This is a genomic window from Mycobacterium sp. Aquia_213, from assembly GCF_026625985.1.
Lineage (GTDB): Bacteria > Actinomycetota > Actinomycetes > Mycobacteriales > Mycobacteriaceae > Mycobacterium.
This window is the reverse complement of record NZ_CP113116.1, coordinates 1,261,051-1,274,428: the sequence shown is the minus strand read 5'-3', so window position 1 is coordinate 1,274,428 and position 13,378 is coordinate 1,261,051. Positions and strand designations below refer to the sequence as shown.

12 protein-coding genes are annotated in these 13,378 nt (G+C 66.9%); 2 read left to right on the top strand and 10 right to left on the bottom strand.

The window, feature by feature from the left end:
- Window positions 1-2 precede the first annotated feature (2 nt).
- The 5 genes from LMQ14_RS06135 to glyA form a co-directional block, all read right to left on the bottom strand.
- Window positions 3-1,460 (bottom strand): adenylate/guanylate cyclase domain-containing protein, encoded by a 1,458-nt coding sequence (locus LMQ14_RS06135; RefSeq protein ID WP_267735375.1) that lies wholly within the window; start codon window positions 1,458-1,460, stop codon window positions 3-5.
- A 102-nt stretch (window positions 1,461-1,562) separates the two neighbouring features.
- Window positions 1,563-2,438, bottom strand: a complete 876-nt coding sequence (locus LMQ14_RS06130; protein ID WP_267733903.1) for a polysaccharide deacetylase family protein — start codon at window positions 2,436-2,438, stop codon at window positions 1,563-1,565.
- A gap of 61 nt (window positions 2,439-2,499) precedes the next feature.
- Window positions 2,500-3,801, bottom strand: coding sequence for a PhoH family protein (locus LMQ14_RS06125; protein WP_267733902.1), 1,302 nt, complete (start codon window positions 3,799-3,801; stop codon window positions 2,500-2,502).
- Window positions 3,802-4,041: 240 nt separating this feature from the next.
- Window positions 4,042-4,869 (bottom strand): acyl-ACP desaturase, encoded by an 828-nt coding sequence (locus tag LMQ14_RS06120; protein ID WP_267733901.1) that lies wholly within the window; start codon window positions 4,867-4,869, stop codon window positions 4,042-4,044.
- 69 nt (window positions 4,870-4,938) lie between these two features.
- Window positions 4,939-6,219: a serine hydroxymethyltransferase gene (glyA, locus tag LMQ14_RS06115; RefSeq protein ID WP_267735374.1), complete on the bottom strand. Its 1,281-nt coding sequence runs from the start codon at window positions 6,217-6,219 to the stop codon at window positions 4,939-4,941.
- Between the two features lie 115 nt (window positions 6,220-6,334).
- Here glyA and coaA point away from each other — a divergent pair, with 115 nt between their 5' ends.
- Window positions 6,335-7,273: a type I pantothenate kinase gene (coaA, locus tag LMQ14_RS06110; protein ID WP_267733900.1), complete on the top strand. Its 939-nt coding sequence runs from the start codon at window positions 6,335-6,337 to the stop codon at window positions 7,271-7,273.
- Between the two features lie 83 nt (window positions 7,274-7,356).
- Here coaA and LMQ14_RS06105 read toward each other — a convergent pair whose 3' ends face one another.
- The 5 genes from LMQ14_RS06105 to LMQ14_RS06085 form a co-directional block, all read right to left on the bottom strand.
- Complete coding sequence (locus LMQ14_RS06105) at window positions 7,357-7,749, bottom strand: hypothetical protein (RefSeq protein WP_267733899.1); 393 nt, start codon at window positions 7,747-7,749, stop codon at window positions 7,357-7,359.
- A gap of 151 nt (window positions 7,750-7,900) precedes the next feature.
- On the bottom strand, window positions 7,901-8,989 hold the full coding sequence (locus LMQ14_RS06100) for a methyltransferase (RefSeq protein WP_267733898.1): 1,089 nt from the start codon (window positions 8,987-8,989) through the stop codon (window positions 7,901-7,903).
- Between the two features lie 39 nt (window positions 8,990-9,028).
- Entirely contained in the window at window positions 9,029-10,117 is a 1,089-nt protein-coding gene (locus LMQ14_RS06095) for a methyltransferase (protein ID WP_267733897.1), read from the bottom strand.
- A gap of 165 nt (window positions 10,118-10,282) precedes the next feature.
- Window positions 10,283-11,653: a hypothetical protein gene (locus LMQ14_RS06090; RefSeq protein WP_267733896.1), complete on the bottom strand. Its 1,371-nt coding sequence runs from the start codon at window positions 11,651-11,653 to the stop codon at window positions 10,283-10,285.
- Between the two features lie 39 nt (window positions 11,654-11,692).
- The gene (locus LMQ14_RS06085; protein ID WP_267733895.1) at window positions 11,693-12,481 is read right to left on the bottom strand and encodes a (2Z,6E)-farnesyl diphosphate synthase; all 789 of its coding nucleotides are present in this window, start codon (window positions 12,479-12,481) and stop codon (window positions 11,693-11,695) included.
- Window positions 12,482-12,637: 156 nt separating this feature from the next.
- Between LMQ14_RS06085 and trhA the strand changes: the two genes are divergently transcribed.
- The gene (gene trhA, locus LMQ14_RS06080) at window positions 12,638-13,375 is read left to right on the top strand and encodes a PAQR family membrane homeostasis protein TrhA (protein ID WP_267733894.1); all 738 of its coding nucleotides are present in this window, start codon (window positions 12,638-12,640) and stop codon (window positions 13,373-13,375) included.
- The last annotated feature ends 3 nt before the right edge of the window (window positions 13,376-13,378 follow it).

Below are 13,378 nucleotides of genomic sequence, written 5' to 3'. Positions count from 1 at the left end.
CCTCAGGCGGGCGCCGAGATGTGCGTGGCTTCGGAGCGGCCGCGCAGCACGGTGGAATAGCACTCCACCCAGTGACCCCGTTCGGTCTCGTCGGCCCGCTCGATGGCCGCCGCCGAACACAGGATCCGCCGATCCGAGGTCTTGGCGAGATCGGCCAGGCGTGCGGCCTCGTTGACCGCATCACCGATTACCGTGTATTCATAACGGTTTTCGGCACCGATGTTGCCGGCGAAGACGCGGCCGGCCGAAACCCCGATACCGAAATCCACCACGGGGAGCCGGCGCAGTTGCGTGCCCAGTGTGCGTGCCGTGGCCAGTGCCGCCGAGGACGGCTCGCCCGTTCGCAGCGGCGCCCCGAAGATCGCGAGTGCGGCATCGCCCGCGAATTTGTTGATCAGGCCGCTGTGTTCGTCAACAGCGTCGACGACGATCCGGAAGAAGTCATTGAGCACGTCGGCAACCTCTTGGGGCGGACGGCTTTCCGCGAGCCGAGTCGAACCCACCAGATCGATGAACAAGACCGCAGCCTCGACCACATCGCCCGACAGCGATGCACCCTCTTCGATGGCGCGCTGCGCGACGTCGGCCCCGACGTGGCGCCCGAACAGGTCGCGCAATCGGTCGCGCTCGGCGAGCCCGGCCACCATTCGGTTGAATCCCGTTTGCAGACGCCCGATTTGAGATCGCTCGTAGGCCCCGACGGTGGTGTCGATGTGGCCGCGTTCGACCTGGGCCATCGCGTCGACGACTTCGCCGATCGGGTCCGAAATGGATCGCGACGTCAGGATCATCGTGGGCAACCCGAGCAGCAGTGCGGCCAGCGAAACCACCAGAACGGGCACGTCCAACGAGGCGGACTTCTGAATCAGCCACCCGTAGGAGCGCAGCACGACCAGGGTCGCCACGACGCCGATCGGAAGTGCACTGACCAGAAACCAGAGCATGACCAGACGCGCGAACACCCCGGGCACCGCCAACTGAGGCTCGAGCCCCCGGGTCGCCTCACCCATGATGGGGCGCAGGGTGCGTTGGGCGAGCAGCATTCCCGTGCCCGCGGCGGCCGGTCCACCGAGGAGCACGCCGAGGATCATCGGCAACAGCAGCGCGGTGCCGCCGTCGAGATTGAGCAACACGAAGATGCTGCCGGCCAGGCCCCAGGCCACGAGCAGGATCGCCGTTTGGCGGCCGGCGAGTTTCATCGCGGTTTCCCGCTGCGCCGTGGTGGGTTCTTGGCCGGCGGCATACCACCGCAGCGTCGGAGCAAGGCTGAACACACCGGACACCGCGACGCCGATGATTCCCAGCAATACCAGCGCGATGACGATGGCCGTGTCTTTTTCCGCGAAGACGACGCTGGTGGCGGCCGACGTGTGCCCCCGCAGCGGAATCAGAATGGCGGCGACGTCGATGACGGCGATGATGTAGGACAGGGCGAGGTCGACCGCGTATTCGATGGACAGCCTACGAGCTGATTTGCGCGGCGCCGGCCCGGATGTCGCCCCGGGCGATTGTCGCGCGCCCCGGCCCGCCTTGATCACCCTATTAAGGTAGCCGCGCGGCGCTCAGGCACCATTATTTGGCCCACCCGAGTTCTGGCCCGGGATGTCGGTGATCGGGAGATTCGGCATCGGCTTGGGCGACGGCGTGTTGGGCAGCGTCGGGATGTCGGCGGGCGGGACGTCGTGAAGTTCGTTGGCGGGCGGTCCGTTTTCCCGGCTGCCGTAGCTGCTGCCCGGCGTCCGCGGCCCCAGCAGTTCGCTGACGGTCACCAGGCGGTAGCCGTTGGCCTTGAGCACCGGAATGAACTGGTACACCAGGTCAACGGTGCTCGAGTAGGTGTCGTGGAACAACACCACCGAGCCGGGCTTGATGTAGGTCATCAGCATGTACCGCGTCGCCGCGGTGTTCGAGTCGTTCGCCCAATCGAAAGGTATTACATCCCAAAGGATTTCGGCCAGCCCATAGCGAGCGGCGGTCTGGCGCACCTCCGGGGTGGACAGCCCGCCGGCGGGACGGTACAGCGTCGGGGTCCGCCCGGTCGCGGCGTTGATCGCGTCGTTGGCCTTGGCGAACTGTCCGGCGATGTCTTCGGGCGGGATCGTCGTCATGTTGGGGTGTTCCCAGGTGTGACTGCCGATTTCCATGCCGGCGTCGGCGATGCGCTTGGCACCGGCCGGGTTGGCGGCCACCTTGTTGCCGATCAGGAAGAAGGTGGCCTTGGCGTCGTTGTCCTTGAGGATTTGCAGCAGCCGCTCGTCGAACGGGCTCGGGCCGTCGTCGAACGTCAGCGCCACGCATTTGACCACCGCGCAGCTGAGGTTGTCGGCGCGCGTCACGTGACCGGTCAGGCCACCGATCACCAGCACCGCGCCGGCGGCCACGACACCGGACACCGTCCGCCAATAGCGCCAGGCCTGGCTGTCGGGTCGTTTACGCACGGTAAAAGCCTACTCACCCTCGAGGGTGCGACCTGGGCGTCGAGGGTGCGCACCGGGCGCGTCAGTGCGGCCCGGCGATCTCCTCGAGCATCTCGGTGACCAGCGCGGCGATCGGCGACCGCTCGCTGCGCAGCAGCGTGATGTGCGCGAACAGCGGATGACCCTTGAGCTTCTCGATCACGGCCGCGACGCCGTCGTGGCGGCCCACCCGCAGGTTGTCGCGCTGAGCGATGTCGTGCGTGAGCACCACCCGCGATCCGCTGCCCAGCCTGGACAACACGGTCAGCAAGACGTTGCGCTCCAGCGACTGCGCCTCGTCGACGATCACGAACGAGTCGTGCAGCGAGCGCCCGCGGATGTGGGTCAGCGGCAGCACTTCCAGCATGCCGCGGGACAGCACTTCCTCCAGCACGGCCGGGCTGGCCAGACCTTCCAGGGTGTCGAAGACCGCCTGCGCCCAGGGACCCATCTTTTCGCTCTCGCTGCCCGGCAGGTAGCCCAGTTCCTGGCCGCCGACGGCGTACAGCGGACGGAACACCACGACCTTGCGCTGGGTCCGCCGTTCCAGCACGGCCTCGAGACCGGCACACAGGGCCAGAGCCGATTTGCCGGTGCCGGCCTTGCCGCCCAGCGACACGATGCCCACGGACTCGTCGAGCAGCAGGTCGAGCGCGACGCGCTGCTCGGCTGAGCGGCCGCGCAGCCCGAACACCTCGCGGTCACCGCGAACCAGTTGGACTCGCTTGGCCGCCGTCACCCGGCCCAGCGCATGCGAGCTACCACCCAGCAGCCGAATTCCCGTGTGGCATGGCAGGTCTCGTGCTTCGACCAGATCGATCTCACCGTCGGCGAACAGCGCGTCGATATCCTCGGTCGCGGTCTCGATCTCCTGCATCCCCGACCAGCCGGAGGCCACCACGTCCTGCGCGTGGTACTCGTCGGCGGCCAGACCCACCGCCGCGGCCTTGACGCGCAGCGGAATGTCCTTGCTGACCAACGTAACCCGCTTGCCTTCGGCGGCGAGGTTGGCCGCGCAGCTCAGGATCCGGGAGTCGTTGCTGTCGGTGCGGAAGCCGGCCGGCAGCACCGTCGGGTCGGTGTGGTTGAGCTCGACATGCAGCGAACCACCCTGTGTACCAACGGGAATGGGTTGATCCAGCCGCCCATGCTCCAACCGCAGATCGTCGAACAGACGCAAGGCCTGACGAGCGAACCACCCCAGCTCGTGGTGGTGGCGTTTAGCCTCCAATTCGCTGATCACGACCAGGGGAACCACCACCTCGTGTTCGGCGAACCGACTACATGCCCAGGGGTCGGACAGCAGCACGGAAGTGTCGATCACGTAGGTCCGGATATCGGTCACGGAGCGCTCCTCGAGCGGGATAGGCCCGCGCGGACCCGCACAGGCATGTCGGCGGGAACTGCGACACCAGGACCGGGGCCGGTCCTTCCGTTGTGATGACGGGAGGTGCCGCCCTGGCAGCTGAGCAAGACGCTGACCATCGAGAACGACGCTACTCTCGTCGCCGCTTTGCAGCAGCGCAGGCGCGCCGACGCCGGGGTGTGACGTGAGCGGTGAAGGCGGCGTGCGGCGTGAGTTGGCTTAGCCGCTGACGAACTGCCGCAGTTGGGGCTCGTCGGCGACACCCCAATCGGTGATGCGGTCGGCGATCGCCTGCCGCAGCTCAGCGGGTCCGAAAATCCCGGCAGCGGCGACGTTTTGCACCTTGTCCTGGTAACTCCGGATGTCGCCACCGACGACCTGCAGCTCGGCCGCGCGTTTGGCAATTGCGGCAATCGTCTCGTCGCGGACGTACGTGAGGCAATGCGCGACGAGATTCGAGAAGAACAGCTCGTGGCGGGCCTCGTCGCGGGCGATTCGATCGATGAGCCCGGCCAATATCGGCTCCTCGAGCTGGGCGGCCAGGTTGCGGCAGAACACGGCGTGCGTGCGCTCGGTCAACGCCATGTACACCAGGATTTCCACCTGCGTGTACGAGTCGGCGCGGTAGCCCTGCATCAGGTACTCAACGCGGGCCTCTTCGTTGGCGGTGGGGTCGACCTCGCGGGTCACCACCAGGTATTCGCGCAGCGCGATGGCGTGCAGGTGCTCCTCGGCGGTCCAGCGGCCCAGCCAGCGGCCCCACCAGTCCTCGAGAATGAAGTGCTCGACCAGCTCGCGGTGATGCGCAGCCAGGTCGTCCTTGAGCAGCAGCAGGATCTCGCAGGCGTCCGTGTGAGCCCGGGGCAGCGTCATGCTGGACGGGTCCCAGTCGCGTCCGCCGAGGAAGGCGAAGTTCTCGCCCCGGTCGAACGGCACGTAGTCGTGGGCGAACCAGATGTCGTCGGTGTTGAGGTGGCGGTCCATTTCAGCCTCGACGACCGGCTCGAGTTCCGTGGTCAGCGCATTAGCGACAGGTTTCGTTGCCATAAAAGTAACTGTAACCCGCATACACAGGTGTTATGAAATCAACCGCCGGTGTCGCGGCCAATCCGTGACCTACCGGCCGACCAACGCCCAATCCTCGAGACCGTCGTAGAGCGGGAACTCCTGGGCCAGCCGGGTCACCCGCTGGCGCAATCCCGCCACGTCGGCGGAGGTGCCGGCCGCCAGCGCGGTCGCGATGACGTCGGCGACCTCGGTGAACTCGGCGTCGCCGAAGCCGCGGGTGGCCAGCGCGGGCGTCCCGATCCGCAGGCCCGAGGTGACCATCGGCGGCCGCGGGTCGTTGGGCACGGCGTTGCGGTTGACCGTGATGCCGGCCTCGTGCAGCAGGTCCTCGGCGGCCTGACCGTCGAGCGGGGAGTTGCGCAGGTCGACCAGCACCAGGTGAACGTCGGTGCCGCCGCTGACCACCGAAACCCCGGCCTTGGCGACATCGGCGGCCAACAGCCGGTCGGCGAGGATCCGGGCGCCGGACAGCGTGCGCTGCTGGCGCTCGGCGAATTCGGGGGTGCCGGCGATCTTCAACGCGACCGCCTTGCCCGCGATCACGTGCATCAGCGGCCCGCCCTGCTGGCCGGGGAACACCGCCGAGTTGATCGCCTTGGCGTACTCCTGCTTGCCCAGGATCATTCCGGAGCGGCCGCCACCCAGCGTCTTGTGGATGGTGGTCGACACGACATCCGCGTGCGGCACCGGAGACGGGTGCAATCCGACCGCGACCAGTCCCGCGAAGTGGGCCATGTCGACCCAGAGCTTGGCGTCGATTTCGTCGGCGATCGAGCGGAACGCCGCGAAGTCGAGGATGCGCGGGTAGGCCGACCAGCCGGCGATGATCACCTTCGGGCGGAATTCGAGCGCCTGCGCGCGCACCGCGTCCATGTCGACGAGATGCGTCGTCGGATCGACGCCGTAAAAGCCGTTCTCGTAGAGCTTGCCGGAGAAGTTGAGCTTCATGCCGTGCGTGAGGTGCCCACCGTTGGCCAGGTCCAGACCCAGCAGCCGCTCCCCCGGTGACATCAGGGCATGCAGCACGGCGGCGTTGGCCTGGGCGCCGGAGTGCGGCTGCACGTTGGCGAAGTCGGCGCCGAACAGCGCCTTGGCGCGGTCGCGGGCGATGTTCTCTACGACGTCGACGTGCTCGCACCCGCCGTAGTAGCGCCGGCCGGGCAGCCCCTCGGCGTACTTGTTGGTGAGCACGCTGCCCTGGGCTTGCAGTACCGAGCGCGGCACGAAGTTCTCCGACGCGATCATCTCGAGGGTGTCGCGTTGGCGGCCCAGCTCCTTGCCGAGCAGCTCGGCGATATCCGGGTCGACTTCGTCGAGCGGGGCGGACATCACGGACGCGGTTACGCGGGCATCAGGTGCGGCAGTCACAGCCGCCAGTCTATCGAGTGGTGGTTTTAGCCAGCCCAGCCGTCTGGTGCGCGATCGCCCCTGCCACACTGGCACTATGCCCCGGCTGAGCGAGCCGAGCCCATATGTGGAGTTCGACCGAAAGCAGTGGCGCGCGTTGCGCATGTCGACGCCGCTGGCCCTCACTGAAGAGGAGCTTGTCGGTCTGCGTGGTCTCGGCGAGCAGATCGACCTACTCGAGGTCGAAGAGGTGTATCTGCCGCTGGCCCGGCTCATCCACCTTCAGGTCGCGGCGCGGCAGCGATTGTTCGCTGCCACTGCGGAATTCCTCGGTGAGCCGCAGCAGAATCCGGACCGGCCGGTGCCGTTCATCATCGGCGTGGCCGGCAGCGTGGCGGTTGGAAAGTCGACCACCGCCCGTGTGCTGCAGGCACTGCTGGCGCGCTGGGATCACCACCCGCGGGTCGACCTGGTGACCACCGACGGCTTCCTGTATCCGAATGCCGAGCTGGACCGGCGAAACCTGATGCACCGCAAAGGCTTTCCAGAGAGCTACAACCGCCGCGCGCTGATGCGGTTCGTCACCTCGGTCAAATCGGGTTCCGACTACGCGTGTGCGCCGGTGTACTCACACCTGCGCTACGACATCATCTCCGGGGCCAAACACGTGGTCCGCCATCCGGACATCTTGATCCTCGAGGGCCTCAACGTCTTACAAACAGGTCCGACCCTGATGGTGTCGGACCTGTTTGACTTCTCGCTGTATGTGGACGCCCGCATCGAAGACATCGAACAGTGGTATGTCTCCCGGTTCTTGGCGATGCGCAGCACGGCCTTCGCCGACCCGGCATCGCACTTCCATCACTACTCGGCCCTCAACGACACCAAGGCGGTCGCCGCCGCGCGCGAGATCTGGCGGTCGATCAACCGGCCCAATCTGGTCGAGAACATTCTTCCCACCCGGCCCCGCGCAACCCTGGTGCTGCGCAAGGACGCCGACCACTCCATCAACCGGTTGCGGCTGCGCAAGCTCTGAGCACTGCGCGGCGCTTAAAAGACCGAAGCGGGGCGCTTCCCCGTGGCCGCGGAGAAGGGCCCCGCATCGGCGGGAGGGGAGTGCTACGCGGGCAATCGCCGCACTCCCAGGTATTGCAGCCAGGCGAATGCCGCGGCGTAGGCGCCGGTGGCCAGCGTCGCGGCCACCCCGGCCGCGGTCATCGGCACTGCTTCGACGGCCACCAGGGAGCCCAGCGTGACCACGATGTTGGCGCCGACCACACCGGCGCCGACGCTGCGCAGGTCCGGCAGCCCGGTCAGGCTGTACACCACCAGGCCATAGAGCACGAAAATGGCGCCCAGGGCGTATTCCAGGTTGGAATTCAGGTCTGCAAACAATGCGATGGCGAGACCGCACAGTCCCGTCAAGGTGGCATCTGCACGCATGGCGAAACGCAACAGCGAGTCGGTCGCGTCGTACAGGTGCCTGGTCGGTATGCCGGTAGCAGCGGACATTTGATTACTCCTCGCGATATTTGTGTCGAACTGGTTTGAGCGTGCCGCCGGTGCACTGCCATATCGACGCGTGGCACTGCCAACTGCTGCCACGGAAGAAACGACCAGGGATTGCGTCCAGGTATTCCCGTGTTCGGCGACGAATGTGGATTTACACGGCAACGGCCTCGACGATGCTGTACGGCGAGGCCGTTTCCACGACGCGCGTCAAGCGGAATCCGGCGCTGCTCAGCAGCCGGCCGTATTCGGCGGCGGTGCGCTCGCGAGCGTCGAATTCGACAAGTATTTCCAGGTCGAGCCAGTTGCCGACGAAATCGCGATCGTGCCCCGGCAGCACCATTTCGACGAGCAGCACATGCTTGCCGACCCCGGCGGCTTTGCGGATGTTGCGCAGAATCTGCACGGCCTCGTCGTCGGGCCAGTCGTGAATGATGTGTTTGAGGACGTAGGCGTCGCCGCCCTCGGTGATCGCGTCGAAGAATGAGCCCTCCGCCAGCTGCACCCGCTCGACCACCCGATACTGCTTGAGCAGCGGTGGGGCGTCCGCGACCACGTGGGGCTGATCGAACAGGATCCCCCGGGCTTTCGGCGTGGCATTCAAGATTGCCGCCAGCAGGCGACCGCGCCCACCCGCGACGTCGACGATCGTCCCGTAGCGGCTGAAGTCGTAGCTCGCGATGACCGATGGGATCGCCAGCTCCGAGATGTTGGTCATGGCTTCGTTGAAATTCTCGTCGAGCTCCTTCTCTCCGGACAGGTACTCGAAGATCGGCTTACCGCGCATTTCGGGAACAACGGAACGACGGGTGCGAATGGCGGTCGTGAGGTTGCTCCAATGCTCCCGATGCTGGGGCGCACCGGCATATCGAGCCATGCCGCGCATCGAGACATCGGTGTCGCTGCGCAGCGTGTCCGCGAGCGTGTTGAGGGCGTAGCGGCCATCGCGCTGCTGACGGAATACGCCGCGGCCGATCAGGGCCCGCAACAGTCGGCTGACGGTGTCGGCATCCGCGTCGACCGCTATGGCCAACTCCTTCGCCGACAATGGTCCGCTCGCCAGCGCATCGGCGATGCCGAGGTCGGCGGCAGCGGTAATCGCTTGCGCGGCCCAGGCATTCGTGACCATTTCCATCATCGCGGCCTGCGGCGGGATCATCCCTTGATGTAGCCGGCCGACATGATGGCGAACGATCTCGAGGACCCGCGCAATCTGCGACTGCGGAATTTTAGGCGAAAACATAAGTACTCCTTGATAATTGAAGATAGACGCGGCTCAGCGTCAGACGGCGACCGCTTCGACGATGCTCAGCGGTGAGGCTGTTTCGACCACCCGCGTCAGCCGGAAGCCCGCGCGGCTCAGTAGCCGGCCGTATTGGCCGGCGGTGCGCTCACGAGCGCCGGCGGCGATGTGCATTTCCAGGTCCATCCAGTGGCCGGGGAATTCGCGGCCGTGCCGCGGAATGACGAATTCCAGTATCAGGACATGCTTTCCGACCCCGGCGGCTTTGCGAATGTTGGTGAGAATCTGCACGGCCTCGTCGTCGGGCCAGTCGTGGATGATGTGCTTGAGCAGGTAGGCGTCACCACCGTCGGCCACCGACTCGAAGAAGGAGCCTTCGACCACCTTGACCCGGTCCGCCACGCCCTGTTCATCGAGCAGTGGCGACGCACCCGCCACCACATGCGGCTGATCGAACAGGATTCCCCGGGCTTGCGGCGTGGCGTGCAATACCGCGGCCAGCAGCCGGCCGTGTCCGCCGGCGACGTCGACGATCGTCCCGTAACGACTGAAGTCGTAGCCCGCGACGACCGGCGGGATTTCGAGCTCGGAGAGGTCGGTCATGGCCTGGTTGAAGATCTCGTCGAGCTCCGGCACCTCGGCCAGGTACTCGAAGGCAGGCTTGCCGCGCAGTTCGGGGATCACGGCCCGGCCGGTGCGAATCGAGTCCGTGATGTGGCTCCAGTGCTCCCGATCCTGGGGCGACCCCACAAAACGGGCGAATGCGCGCAGCGAGACTTCGCTATCGCTGCGCAGGGTGTCCGCAAGCGGGGTGAGGTCGTAGCGCCCGTCGCGACGGCGACGGAATATGCCGCGCGAGATCAAGCCCCGCAGCAGACGACCGACGGTGTCGGCATCCGCGTCGACCGCCTCGGCCAACTCGTCAACCGACAGCGGCCCGTTGGCCAGCGCGTCGGCGATGCCGAGGTCGGCGGCGGCGGTAATCGCCTGCGCGGCCCAGGCATTCGTGATCATTTCCATCATCGCGGCCGGCGGTGGAACCATGCGCTGGTGCAGCTGACCGACACGGTGCCGGACGAACTCGATGGCCCGCGCGAATTGAGCGGGCGGAAGGGTCGGCGAAAGCATAAGTCCCCCTTGCAGACTCGGAATGACACATGCAGCCGGTCGGCCGCACATCCCGTATTCGTTGCCAGTCCACCCGAAGACGGGGCGCATCGCCATTACAACCAGCGTTGTCAGCCGAATTGTGCGTGAGGCTGTACAGATAATGCAGAAAGCGCCCCAACGGGACTAATCGCTGGAGACCGCGACGCGCCCGCGTAGATCCGCCGCGATCAGCCGGGCCGCTGCGTTCTGCCAATTGTGCAGCGAGCGCTGTGGGACCTCCGTCACGAACCACTGCCAGGCCTGCCGCGCGGTCGGATCCAGACCCGACGCGGTGGCATTCTGCGCGTAGGCGCGCACCCCGACGACGTAGGGGAAATACAGCGAGTTGTAGTACCGCCACTCTTCGGTGGTCCCGAAATCGCCGGCGTCACGTGGCTTCAACCGTGAAATGCCGTCGGCCAGCACCGCCTTGAGTTCGTTGGCTCGCTCGACCGGATGGTCGGGTGCGCCGCGGGCCGCGAGCCGCTCGTCGATCACCGGCAACGCCGTCAGCGGGCTCGCGACCAGCTTGCTCAGGTCGCCGTAGTGGCCCAGGGCGCGGCGGGTGAGCCTGACGAAGGTGACGTCGTCGACGTCCGCGAGCGGATGCTCCTGTCGCAGCGGCAGTGCCGCCCCGGTATGCCGCAGCGTGGCCCGATCTGCCCGCAGCGCAGGCGATTTCGAGAACGCCAACCGGTCGAGCACCCCGGCCAGCGGATCCGCGAGCACCTGCACGGCGATCGCGATCGCCAGGCTGGTGAACAGCAGCACGGTCAACGCGGTCTGCGCGGCGGGGTCGTCGCGGGTCACCGCCAACCCGATCAGCGCCTGGCCACCGAACAGCGCCGCCACCGCCACCGAACCGGCGAACGAGCGGCGCATGTCGGCGCGCAGGGCCTGGCCCTCATCGAACGCGTCCCACAGCGCGACGGCGACCCCGAGCCCCAGGACGTCGCAACTCGTCGACGCCAGCGCAACCCAGCTGGGCACCAGGCCCAGCGGAATGATCAGGATCGCATTGCCCAGCGCGAAGAACATGGTCGCGGTGATGGCGAGTCCCACGGCCGGCCTGGGCCGCCGCGGGCGGCGCAGCGCAACGGCCATCGCGCCGAGGGTCGACACCGAGATCACGGCGAACATCAGCCAGTGGCCCGGCCGCAGCGGCCCGTCGACGCTGCCGGCCAGCATCGCCCCGAACAGGGTCAGCGCGGCGACGCCTGCGACGAGCAGCAGCTCACGCGTGCGCCCCCGCCAGCCGTCGGCGGGCCGGGACAGCTCGACGAGCACCGCAAACCACGCCACGCCGGGGATGGTCGCCAGGTAGATCTCGACTCGGCTCAGCAGCTGGGCGTACGCGGGACTGGCGGTCCGAACCGCGTCCAGCCCGACAACCAGCGCGAAGCCACACAGCCCGATCGCCGCCAGCACCAGGACGGGTTTGCGCGGATCGCGGGCCGCCAGATACAGGCCCAGCCAGGCGCTCAGCGTGAACACCACCGCCGACAGCGCAGCCATCTACCCAGTGTGGCATGTACGTGACCTGCCGCTTAAGACCTACTTGCCGAGGCGGCGATCTCGCCGGCTGTAGTCGCGCAGCGCGCGCAGGAAGTCGACGCGGCGGAACGCCGGCCAGTGCGTTTCACAGAACCACATCTCCGAATAGGCGCTCTGCCAGAGCAGAAACCCCGACAGCCGTTGCTCGCCCGAGGTGCGGATCACCAGGTCGGGGTCCGGCTGCCCGGAGGTATAGAGGTTCTCGGAGATCGCGTCGACGGTCACCGCGTCGACGAGGTCCTCGCCGGTGGCGCCGTTGGCGAGTTCCTTGCTCAACAACGCGCGCACCGCGCCGACGATCTCTTGCCGGCCGCCGTAGCCGACCGCCACGTTGACGTGAAACGGCGCGACGCTGGGCGTGGACTCGACCGCACCCCGCAACCGGCGGGCCGGCTCGTCACCGAGCAGTTCCAGGTCTCCCACCGTGCGCACGCTCCACCGGTTGGCCGGTGCGCAGATTTCCTCGACGACATCGGTGATGACCTCGATCAGCCCGGCCAGCTCGTCGGGGTCGCGTTGCAGGTTTTCGGTGGACAGCAGATAGACGGTGGTCATTTCGACGCCGGCTTCCTGACACCACCGCAGCATCTCGGCGATCTTGGCCGCACCCATCCGGTAGCCGTAGCTGACGTCGTCGTATCCCGCGTCGCGGGCCCACCGCCGGTTCCCGTCGCACAGCACGGCGATATGCCGCGGGAGCTGGGACTTCGAGGCGAGCAGGCCCTGCCTCAGCCGCAGCTCGTAGACGCGGTACAACGGGTCTTTGAGCCGCGGCGGGATAATCTCCACGAAGATCCACACTACTGTGAGCGGCAACCAATTCCGGGTTGTTTTTCCGACGATGTCACCGTCGCTGAAAGCACGGTCACCCGGCCGGTGCGGGCTAGTGTTTATCGGTGTGAGGCACCGGCAATTAGATCGCCACCCGAATAGACAGCAGGAGACATGAGCGGGCCGACCACCACCGCGGGCGACCCGGAAGCCGAATCGCCGGGAGCCGCGGCCAACGCAGCACAACAGCTCGTCGACGGCGTCGCCCGGGTACTGACCAAGCCACGGTTCCGCGGCTGGATCCACGTCTATTCCGCCGGCACCGCCGTTTTCGCGGGTGCCTCGCTGGTCGCGGTGTCGTGGGCGGTGGGCTCCACCCGGGCCGGGCTGGCGACCCTGCTCTATACCTTCGCCACCATCATCATGTTCACCGTCAGCGCCACCTACCACCGCGTGCACTGGAAGTCCGCGACCGCCAAGAAGTGGATGAAGCGGGCCGACCATTCGATGATCTTCGTGTTCATCGCCGGCAGCTACACGCCGTTCGCCCTGCTGGCCCTCTCGCCGCACGACGGGCGCGTGGTGTTGTGCATTGTCTGGGGCGGCGCGGCGGCCGGGATCCTGCTGAAGATGCTGTGGCCGTCGGCGCCGCGCTGGGTCGGCGTACCGCTCTACATCCTGCTGGGTTGGGTTGCGGTCTGGTACACCGGCGAGATCCTGCACAACTCCGGTGTGACCGCGATGGTGCTGCTGTTCGTCGGCGGCGCTTTGTACAGCATCGGCGGCATTCTCTACGCGCTGCGCTGGCCCGACCCATGGCCGTCGACGTTCGGCTATCACGAGTTCTTCCACGCCTGCACCGCGGTAGCGGCGATCTGCCACTACATCGCGATGTGGTTCGTGGTCTTCTGAATC

What these genes read in the sequence shown, in the direction of transcription:
- LMQ14_RS06120 (WP_267733901.1), bottom strand. Translation starts at nt 4,869, where the DNA reads ATGGCAACGAAACCTGTCGCTAATGCGCTGACCACGGAACTCGAGCCG.
- glyA (WP_267735374.1), bottom strand. Translation starts at nt 6,219, where the DNA reads ATGTCCGCCCCGCTCGACGAAGTCGACCCGGATATCGCCGAGCTGCTC.
- coaA (WP_267733900.1), top strand. Translation starts at nt 6,335, where the DNA reads ATGCCCCGGCTGAGCGAGCCGAGCCCATATGTGGAGTTCGACCGAAAG.
- LMQ14_RS06105 (WP_267733899.1), bottom strand. Translation starts at nt 7,749, where the DNA reads ATGTCCGCTGCTACCGGCATACCGACCAGGCACCTGTACGACGCGACC.
- LMQ14_RS06100 (WP_267733898.1), bottom strand. Translation starts at nt 8,989, where the DNA reads ATGTTTTCGCCTAAAATTCCGCAGTCGCAGATTGCGCGGGTCCTCGAG.
- LMQ14_RS06095 (WP_267733897.1), bottom strand. Translation starts at nt 10,117, where the DNA reads ATGCTTTCGCCGACCCTTCCGCCCGCTCAATTCGCGCGGGCCATCGAG.
- LMQ14_RS06090 (WP_267733896.1), bottom strand. Translation starts at nt 11,653, where the DNA reads ATGGCTGCGCTGTCGGCGGTGGTGTTCACGCTGAGCGCCTGGCTGGGC.
- trhA (WP_267733894.1), top strand. Translation starts at nt 12,638, where the DNA reads ATGAGCGGGCCGACCACCACCGCGGGCGACCCGGAAGCCGAATCGCCG.